This is a genomic window from Nocardia lasii, assembly GCF_042658545.1.
Taxonomy (GTDB): domain Bacteria; phylum Actinomycetota; class Actinomycetes; order Mycobacteriales; family Mycobacteriaceae; genus Nocardia; species Nocardia lasii.
The window spans coordinates 1-8,009 of sequence record NZ_JBHSQN010000016.1 but is presented as its reverse complement, the minus strand read 5'-3'; the positions used below and the strand labels follow the sequence as shown (position 1 = coordinate 8,009).

General features: G+C 69.8%; 8 protein-coding genes. 4 read left to right on the top strand and 4 right to left on the bottom strand.

Annotation, left to right across the window (positions count from 1 at the left end; genetic code table 11):
- A partial coding sequence (locus ACFP3H_RS24925; protein ID WP_378609618.1) for a hypothetical protein occupies window positions 1-205 on the top strand: 205 nt, incomplete at its 5' end.
- A gap of 50 nt (window positions 206-255) precedes the next feature.
- Window positions 256-1,827 carry a Na+/H+ antiporter gene (locus ACFP3H_RS24920; protein WP_378609616.1) on the top strand — a complete coding sequence of 524 codons (1,572 nt, stop codon included), beginning with the start codon at window positions 256-258 and terminating at the stop codon, window positions 1,825-1,827.
- A gap of 220 nt (window positions 1,828-2,047) precedes the next feature.
- On the opposite strand, the gene ACFP3H_RS24915 is transcribed toward ACFP3H_RS24920, so the two are convergent.
- From ACFP3H_RS24915 to ACFP3H_RS24905, 3 genes are all read right to left on the bottom strand, one after another.
- Window positions 2,048-2,770, bottom strand: a complete 723-nt coding sequence (locus ACFP3H_RS24915) for a VIT1/CCC1 transporter family protein (RefSeq protein WP_378609615.1) — start codon at window positions 2,768-2,770, stop codon at window positions 2,048-2,050.
- 30 nt (window positions 2,771-2,800) lie between these two features.
- A complete protein-coding gene (locus ACFP3H_RS24910) occupies window positions 2,801-4,429 on the bottom strand; it encodes a GMC oxidoreductase (protein WP_378609613.1) in 1,629 nt (542 codons plus the stop codon).
- A 69-nt stretch (window positions 4,430-4,498) separates the two neighbouring features.
- A complete protein-coding gene (locus ACFP3H_RS24905; RefSeq protein ID WP_378609612.1) occupies window positions 4,499-5,053 on the bottom strand; it encodes a YdcF family protein in 555 nt (184 codons plus the stop codon).
- 62 nt (window positions 5,054-5,115) lie between these two features.
- Between ACFP3H_RS24905 and ACFP3H_RS24900 the strand changes: the two genes are divergently transcribed.
- Together ACFP3H_RS24900 and ACFP3H_RS24895 are read left to right on the top strand one after the other, a co-directional pair.
- Window positions 5,116-6,618, top strand: coding sequence for a flavin-containing monooxygenase (locus tag ACFP3H_RS24900; RefSeq protein ID WP_378609610.1), 1,503 nt, complete (start codon window positions 5,116-5,118; stop codon window positions 6,616-6,618).
- A 79-nt stretch (window positions 6,619-6,697) separates the two neighbouring features.
- Window positions 6,698-7,102, top strand: a complete 405-nt coding sequence (locus tag ACFP3H_RS24895; RefSeq protein WP_378609608.1) for a DUF7144 family membrane protein — start codon at window positions 6,698-6,700, stop codon at window positions 7,100-7,102.
- A gap of 57 nt (window positions 7,103-7,159) precedes the next feature.
- On the opposite strand, the gene ACFP3H_RS24890 is transcribed toward ACFP3H_RS24895, so the two are convergent.
- Window positions 7,160-7,648, bottom strand: coding sequence for a MarR family winged helix-turn-helix transcriptional regulator (locus ACFP3H_RS24890; RefSeq protein WP_378609607.1), 489 nt, complete (start codon window positions 7,646-7,648; stop codon window positions 7,160-7,162).
- Window positions 7,649-8,009 lie beyond the last annotated feature (361 nt).

The window sequence follows — 8,009 nt, the reverse complement described above, 5'->3', positions numbered from 1 at the left end:
CGCGCCCCCGCCGCCGCCGGTCTACGAACCGCCGGCCTATCAGCCCCCGGTCTACGAACCCCCGCCGCCGCCCGCGCCCCCGCCGCCGCCGGTCTACGAACCCGCGCCGGCTCCCGCACCGCCCCCACCGCCGCCGCCCGCGATCCAGCTCCCGTTCCCGATTCCGCCGATCCTGCTGCCCCCGGCCGCGGCCGTGCGTCCCTGACCGGCGGGTCGGTCCGCGCGCCGCACCGATGTCGGTGAGACTGGTCAGCTATGGACCAGTTGGTGCTCACGTTCGTGATTCTGCTGGCGGCCGTGCTCGCCGAACCGCTGGGCGAGCGCATCGGTCTGGCGCCGTCGATCCTGATGACCCTGTTCGGGTGCGTGCTCGCCCTGATCCCGGCCGTGCCGAGCCTGAACATTCCGCCGGATCTGATCCTGCCGCTGGTCCTGCCGCCCCTGCTCTACGCCGCCGCCCGCCGCACCTCGTGGCGGCAGTTCGCGGAGAACTGGCAGATCATCGCGTTGCGGGCGGTGGGGTTGGTGATCGTCACCGCGATCGCCGTCGCCGCGGTGTTCCACGCCTGGAACCCGGCCACCGCCGTCGCCGCGGCCGTGGTGCTCGGCGCGCTGGTGGCCCCGCCGGACCCGGTCGCGGCCACCTCGATGGCGGGCAAGCTCGGCCTGCCGCGGCGACTGATCGTGACCCTGGGCGGGGAGGGCCTGTTCAACGATGTCACCGCGATCGTCATCTACACCGTCGGCATCCAGGTCGTGGTCACCGGTTTGTTCTCGCCCTGGCACGCGCTCGGTGACTTCGCGCTCGCGGCCGTGGTCGGCCTCGTGGTCGGCCTGGTCCTGGGCTGGCTCGGCAGCACCCTCACCAAACATCTCGACACCGCGACCACCCAGGTCGCGCTGAGTCTGCTGCTGCCCTTCGCCGCCTACGGCATCGCCGAGCACTGGGACGGTTCGGCGGTGCTGGCCGTGCTGGTGTGCGCGCTGTATCTCACCGACGCCGTCACCGAGATCGGCGACCGGGACTACCGGCTGGTGGCCGATTCGTTCTGGGACATCACCGAAATGCTCATCACCGGTTTCGCGTTCGCCCTGATCGGGCTCGAGCTGCGGGTGGTCATCGAGACCACCGGCAAGAACTGGACCGCGCTGGCCGGGGTCACTGTCGCGGTGATCGCGGTCGTGGTCGGTTTGCGGCTGGTGTGGTTGATGGCGACCTGGGCCGTGAGCAGCAAACTGCCCAACACCGACGCGCCCTTCACCTGGCAGGAGGTGATCGTGACCTGGTGGGCGGGGATGCGCGGCGTCGCGACCGTCGCCCTGGCCCTGGCCATCCCGTTCACCATCGACACCGGCGCCGATTTCCCGGCCCGCTCGGAGATCCTGTTCGTCGCCTTCGCGGTGGTGCTGTTCACCCTGCTCGTCCAGGGCCCGACCCTGCCGCTGGTGGTGCGCCTCACCGGTGTGCGCGCCGATACGCAGAAGGAGCGCGCGCTCGAACAGCAGCTGTGGAACCGGGTGGTGAAAGCCGAACTCTCCGAACTGAAGTCGATCGCGGCCCGCGACAACCTGCCCGAGGACGTCTACGAGGAGATCAAGGCCACCCTGCGCCGCCTGTCCGCCAAGGCCGACCCCGAGGCGGCCAACGCCGACGTCAAAGCCACCCTCGACAAGGAACGCAAGCTCGTCGCTCAGATGCGCGCCGTCCGCGCCGCTGTCACCGAGGCGGGCCGCCGCGAAGCCCAGGCCGCCCGCCGCGAACCCGGCATGCCCCCCGACGTGGTCGACCGCGTCACCCGCCGCCTCGACCTTGGCCCCATGCACTGACGCCCACTCACCACATCGACCAGCGAGAACTGGCCGACTGCTGAACCGAGGCCCTGACAACTCTCGCCGAGCACCTGAAAGGCCCTGCGGCGGGCTGTGGCCTCCGAACCCCGGCGAGTCGCCGAAGGCGCTGATTCCGTTGCGATCGCCCGCGCCCCCGCCGACCACCGGATCGCCCGAGTTCCAGGGTCTCAGCGGTGGCCCCGCGAGCGGCCACGACCTATCCGCTCACTCCGTTCACGAGGGCGCCGATCCCGTAGGTGATCGCCATCGCCAGCGCGCCGCCGATCACCACCCGCAGCACCGCGCGTCCGCGCCGACTGCCGCCGAGGCGCGCGCTCACCGAGCCGGTGACGGCCAGGGCGACCAGCACCGCGATGAACGTCACCGGCACCCGCCACGATGTCGGCGGCAACACGATCGCCAGCAGGGGCAGCAGCGCGCCGCAGGTGAACGCGATCGCCGAGGACAGCGCCGCGGCCCACGGGTTGGTGAGCGCGCGCGGATCGATTCCGAGTTCGGCTTCGGCGTGCGCGGTGAACGCGTCGTGGGCGGTCAGTTCGGCGGCGACCGTGCGCGCGGTGGCCGGACTGAGTCCCTTGCGCTCGTAGATCCCGGCCAACTCGGCCAGTTCGGTGTCGGGCTCCTCGGCCAGCTCGCGACGCTCCTCAGCCAGCAACGCCTTCTCCGAATCCCGCTGCGTACTCACCGAAACGTACTCACCGACCGCCATCGACGCCGCCCCCGCCACCAGCGCCGCCACCCCCGCCACCAGAATCGTCCGCACCTCACCCGTGGTAGCGGCGACCCCGACGACCAGCCCCGCCGTGGAAACGATCCCGTCATTGGCACCGAGCACCCCGGCACGCAACCAGTTCAGCCGAGTCGCAATCCCCTCGGTATGGGGTTCACGGGGATGAGTCGTCGACACTGAATCCGGCACCCACCCAATCTAATTCGTCCCACCGACACCTCAGCTCGGCTGTGCCACCGAGGAATCCGGCAGCGCCGAAACCCCCGCCCGTACCGTGTCCGCCAACCGCACCGCGAGCGTGATCAGGGTCAGCGTCGGGTTGACGTGCCCGTTCGTCGGAAACACCGAACTCCCCGCGATGTAGAGGTTGTCCACCCCGTGCACCCGGCAGTGCTGATCGACCACCCCGTGCCGAGGATCGGCCGACATCCGGGTGGTGCCGCTGGGGTGGGCCCAGTCGGTGAGCGGCAGCCGGTCGGTGCTGTGCGGCGCCGCGGCGGGCACCACCCGTGGCGCGGGCAATCCGAGTCGGGCGAATTCGTCGACCAGCAGTGCCGTGGCGCGCCGCACCGTCCGATCCTCCTGCTCGCCGACTCGCCAATCCACTTGTGGGAGCGGCATTCCCACCGGGTCGGTGCGGTCGGACAGTCGTACCCGGCTCTCGGCGTTCGGTGTCTGCTCCACCATCGCGCGCACCTCCACCCCGGCCAGCCGGTGCGGGATCCCCACCCCGTCGATGAGCCTGCGCCGCGCCCCGCTGAGCAGTAATCCCGTGTCGGCGGCCATGATTCGCAGATCCCGCCAGCGCGCCCGTCCGCGCAGCAGCCGCTTCACCGAGTCCCACGGATCGTCCGCGCTGGGCACCTCCTGCAACCACAGCGCGCAGTTCACCAGCGATTCGCGCCGTTGCAGCGCGCTCGACAGCGCGATCCCGTGCAGAAAGGTGTGTTTGCCCCGCGGCCCCTTCACCACGTATTTCCCGAACCGGTCCAGCGCCGCCCCGGCCACCGAGGGCGGCAGCGTCGCGACCACCCCGCACCGGTGGTCCATCAGGTACCGCCCGACCTGGTCGTAGCGGTTACCGATCCCGCCCGTGACCGCGCGTCGCGAGGCCAACAGCAGCCGTGGTGTGTCGATCCCGCCCGCGGCCAGCACGAACAGTCGCGCGTGCACGGTCCGCACCCGCCCGCCCGCGCCGGTCACCTCGACCGAGTTCACGTGCGCGCCGGTGGCGTCGGTATCGATGTGGGTGACCGTGGCGTTCACCAGCACCCGCGCGGTCGGTGCCACGATGTCGCGCACGTGCGCGCCCCACCGTTTGCAGTCGAACCGGTTGCCCGGATCGCGACTGATCTGCCAGAAGTAGGGGTGGAACGCGGCGGGGTCGAGGGCGTCCTCCGGTGCCGTCCGGCCCGACAGCGGCCAGAACTCCTCGGCGGTGTAGCCGCCCGGGTGCCCGAGCCCGGCGTGCGCGGCGGCCCGATCGGCGAACGGCGCGAGCGTGTTCGCCTCGATCGGCCAGCCGGACTCGCGCACCCACGGCCGAGGGGCGAAGTCCAGATCGTCGAGCACCCCGCAGCGTCCGGCCCAGGTGTGCGAGCTACCGCCGAGCACCCTGTTGCCCGAGATCCGATGCTGTTCGGTGCGCGGTTCGCCGACATTGTCGATCGCGGCGAAGGCCCTTTCGTCCCAGGCGATCTCGGCCCCACCGCTTTCCAGCACCAGCACCCGCAACCCGGCCGCGGCCAACTCGGTCGCCACGGTCAGTCCCGCGGGCCCCGACCCGATGACACACACCTGGGCGCGCAATGCGTCGTCGCCGACGGTGCGCAGATCTTCCACGAGCATCGACGCCTCCTACCAGCGCGGATCCCTGGGCCGCGCTGGCAATCACTGTAGGAGCCGACGCACCATATGTCAGTCCATCTCACAATGCTGGTTCACGAAAGCCCTGATATATCCAGCGGATTGGCGGACATACATCCACGACCAGAACTTGAACCCGGAGTCCGAGGGGCTGGCGACCATGGTGATCTCGCCGTCGTAGCACTTCTCCACGATGTAGCGGGCCCGCGACACGTGCGGGGTGAAGGTGACCACGATGATGTGGCGCCAGCCGTAGATCTCGGCGCGCCGGACGATTTCGCGGGCCTCACCGTCGGTGGTCCACGGGTCGGGCACGAAGCAGGAGACCCGGAAGGCGAACCGCCCGCCGCAGTACTTGTTCATCATGGGGTCGTCGGGTCCGGTGGATTGCGAGATCAGCACCTCGGGGGCGTAGCCCTGTTCGGCGAGTTCGATACCGACGTCGAAGCGTTCGTAGGGGGTGCCGCCCAGCACCACGATCACATCGGCGGGCCGCAACGGGTCGACCTGGGGGTGCACGAATACCGGAAGCCCGGCGATAGCGGCAGCGAGCACGATGACCAGTGCGCCGACGAGCAACCATCCCGCACGCCGAAAAAACGACACGGCTCCGACGATACCGAAATCCGGTCTCGTGCCCAGGAGTGTGGCCGGGCACACTGGAGCCCATGACCGACACCGCCGTTGCCCCCGAACACCTCGACGTCGTCATCGTCGGCGCCGGACTGTCCGGTATCGGGGCCGCTTACCGGCTGCAGACCGAGCACCCGCACCGCAGCTACGCCGTTCTGGAGGCCCGCGCCGACCTCGGCGGCACCTGGGATCTGTTCCGCTATCCCGGGGTGCGCTCCGACTCGGACATGTTCACCCTCGGCTACCCGTTCAAGCCGTGGCGCGCGGCCCGTTCCATCGCCGACGGCGCCGCGATCCTGGACTACATCCGCGAGACCGCGCGCGAGAACGGCATCGACCGGCGCATCCGGTTCGGGTCCCGGGTAATCGGCGCGGACTGGTCCTCGGCGCGGGCCCGCTGGCAGCTCACCATTGCCCACGAGGGCCCCGACGGCCCCGAGCTGAGCACCCTGACCTGCGATTTCCTCTACTCGTGCGCGGGCTACTACGACTACCAGCAGCCGCACGATCCCGAGCTCCGCGGCCGCGACGACTTCGCGGGCACCCTGGTGCACCCGCAGTTCTGGCCCGCCGACCTCGACACCCGCGACAAGCGGATCGTGGTGATCGGCAGCGGCGCCACCGCGGTGACCCTGGTCCCCAACCTCGCCGCCGACGCCGCCCGGGTCACCATGTTGCAGCGCAGTCCCACCTGGATCAGCCCGGTCCCCGGCCGCGACAAGCAGGCCGACCGGATCCGCCGCCTGCTGCCCGCCGGGCTGGCCCATCGCCTGATCAGGACCAAGAACATCCTGTTCAACATCGGTTTCTATCAGTTCTGCCGCCGTCGCCCCGCCGCCGCGCGCAAGCTGCTCACCGACCTCAACACCCGCATCCTCCACGACGACAAGTTCGTCGCCGAGCACTTCACCCCCGACTACGACCCGTGGGATCAGCGCCTGTGCGCGGCCCCCGACGCCGATTTCTTCCGGGCGATCAAGAAGGGCAAGGCCACCGTGGTCACCGACCACATCGACGCGCTCGTTCCCGACGGTGTGCGCCTGGTCTCGGGCGAGGTCCTGCCCGCCGACATCGTGGTCACCGCCACCGGCCTGCGGCTGCTGCCCTTCGGCGGCATCGCGCCCTCGGTCGACGGGACCCCGGTTCCGCTGGCCGACCAGTTCGTCTGGCAGGGCGCCATGCTCACCGGCCTGCCCAACTTCGCCATCTGCGTCGGCTACACCAATGCCTCCTGGACCCTGCGCGCCGACCTCACCTCCCGCCTGGTCTGCAAGGTTCTGGCCCACCTCGACCGCACCGGCGCCGCCGCGGTCGTCCCCGAGCCCGACGGCACCCTCACACGTCGCCCCCTGCTCGACCTGAACTCCGGTTACGTGCTGCGCTCGATCGCCACCTTCCCCCGCCAAGGTGATCGCCACCCGTGGCGGGTGCGCCAGAACTACCTGCTCGACGCGCTGATCACCCTGCGTACCGACCTCGGCAAGACGCTGCGCGCGGTGCAGCGGCGTCCGGTGGGGGAGTTCACCCGCAACGGGTGAGGCGCCGGGCCGCGCCCGTTCCTAGCGTTGGCGTGTGCCGTGGTGGCACATGGCGTTGACCTGACGGGAAGGCCCAGCGATGACGAATCAGAATCAGCACCCGGTGCGCGACGGGATCGCGGCAGGAACCTCCATCGGCGCTGGAATCCTGCTGGCGGTGGTCGGTGTCCTGCAGATCTTCGAGGGGATCTCGGCGGTCGCCAACGACGATCTGATCGTCGTCGGCCCGGAGTACACCTACCAGTTCGACCTCACCAGCTGGGGCTGGTGGCACATCATCCTCGGCGCGATCGCGGTGATCGTCGCGATCGGCCTGTTGGCCGGCCAGACCTGGGGAAGGGTCGCGGCCATGGTGATCGCGGCGCTGTCGATCATCGCCAACTTCCTGTGGCTGCCCTACTACCCGTGGTGGTCGATCCTGATCATCGTCATCGACATCGTGGTGATCTGGGCCGTCGCGACCTGGCACCCGCACCGCAGCTGAGCTCCGCTCACGACGACGCCGCCCCCGTTCCCGAGGGCGGCGTCGTCGTTGTCGCGCTCAGTACTCGAGCGCGGGCTGTCCCGCCTCGGCGTCGCCGAGGGTGTGGATCAGATGCAGTGACAGCCGTTCGCCCAGTACCGCCAGCTCCGCCTTCTGCGGTTCGTCGAGTCCGTCGAGCACGAGCTCACGGACGGCGCCGAGATAGTCCGGCGTGGCCTCGGCGAGCTTGGCCTGGCCGCTGGTGGTGAGCACCGCGTCGATCCCGCGCCCGCACGCCGAGGCCTCCCGCCGCGCCCATCCCACCCGCTCGAGCTTCGAAATCACATGGGACAGACGCGAAATGGACCCGTGCCCGCGCGCGGCGAGCATGCTCAACCGCATCCGACGCTGCGGGGCGTCGCGCAGGAGGGCCAGTACCCGGTACTCGAAGTGGGTGACGCCGAACTCCCGCTGCATCCGTGAATCGAGTGCGCTGGGTACGCGCATCGACAGGGTGAGGACCGCGCTCCAGGCGCGACGCTCGACCGAGTCGAGATCCTCCGCCATCCCGACCTACCTTCCACCCCGACGGTAGCTATGAAATTGCTGAATGTCGGCAGAACTGTATATCCGCGGGTGGTCGATGTCCATGCTCGGCACCCCATGTGTCCCGGTAGATGTCATCGTCGCGGTGCGCACGGGCTTGGACGATCGATCAGTTGCCGACCGATCGCCGGTCGATTCCGGCTCCCGTCGGCGCTGCTCGAACACCGGCGCGCCGGCCGCCGATGCCGTAAGCTCACCCCCGTGACCTGGTGAAACGCCGGATTTACCAGGCGATTTGACTTCGCGTTCTCCGGCACGTAACTTTATTCAAGTCAGAGCGACACGGACACCGACTCAGCCGCCCAGCGGTTCGAGACACGAG